1 protein-coding gene is annotated in these 875 nt (G+C 47.5%); it reads right to left on the bottom strand.

The window, feature by feature from the left end; translation table 11 throughout:
* Positions 1-813, bottom strand: an 813-nt coding sequence (locus tag Y887_RS20535) for a hypothetical protein (RefSeq protein WP_157004352.1), incomplete at its 3' end; no start/stop codon positions are given.
* Between the last annotated feature and the right edge of the window lie 62 nt (positions 814-875).

Genomic DNA, 875 nt, shown 5'->3' with positions numbered 1-875 from the left:
AACGTTTTCACCGATAACCAGCTCAATACGCCGCCAATCTTCTTGAATTTGCCCCATACTATTTCGTATAGTCTCAAGAGCAGCTTGTTGGCGCTGCAGCTTTGCCGTTTCCTCATCGCTTATGCGTGTGCTTTCTTTCACAGACTGGTTGCGCTCGCGAAGGGCGCGGACTTCATCGGCGGTAAAACCTGCCAGAGCACCAATAGCACGAGCGGTTTGCTCATTCACACTTCTCAGCTTTGTTCCAATTTCATCAAGCAGCTGATTCGTGTCTTTGATGCCGCCGTTACTGTTGAAAGGACTTGTCCCCATCTTGTTCAGCAACAAGTTGTCCTTGTTCATCACATCAGGGTTGGTGTATGCATTGAATGCCAGATTAGAAGCTTTGCTGATTAAGTCTCGCGACCCCTGTGCGCCAAGGATGCCACCTGAACTTTCATTCAACTGTCGTTGTAGTTGTTCGACACCCATTGGAGAGAGTCCGGCTTCAAAACCAAGCTTTCTTTGCGCTTCGTATTCTTTTCGAACATCAACGATGGATTTGACGACGACTGCCAATCCTGCGACAACAGGGACGAGCGCGGCAAAACGATATGTCAGCCGCGCAAGTATTCCGTCAATTGACCCTAGCTCACCAGTAAGCGGCTTTAACTCGCCAAAAACATCTTTGAATGCTCCAGAGAAATCTTTGCCAGCGGATTTTGCCTTTTTGTTTGTCTGATCAACCTTATCTTGCAATTGCTCAAGACGATTGATGGACTCTTTCAAGTCCACCGTATATTGAAGCACAAATTTTTCTAATGAGTCAGACACAGTTTACCCCTTGTTTGGAGTCTCGCCGCTGAGGAATGGCGCGATTAATCGCATCGATTCGC

Origin of the sequence: Xanthomonas pisi DSM 18956, from assembly GCF_001010415.1 — a bacterium.
GTDB lineage: Bacteria > Pseudomonadota > Gammaproteobacteria > Xanthomonadales > Xanthomonadaceae > Xanthomonas > Xanthomonas pisi.
This window is presented reverse-complemented; position numbering and strand designations above follow the sequence as displayed.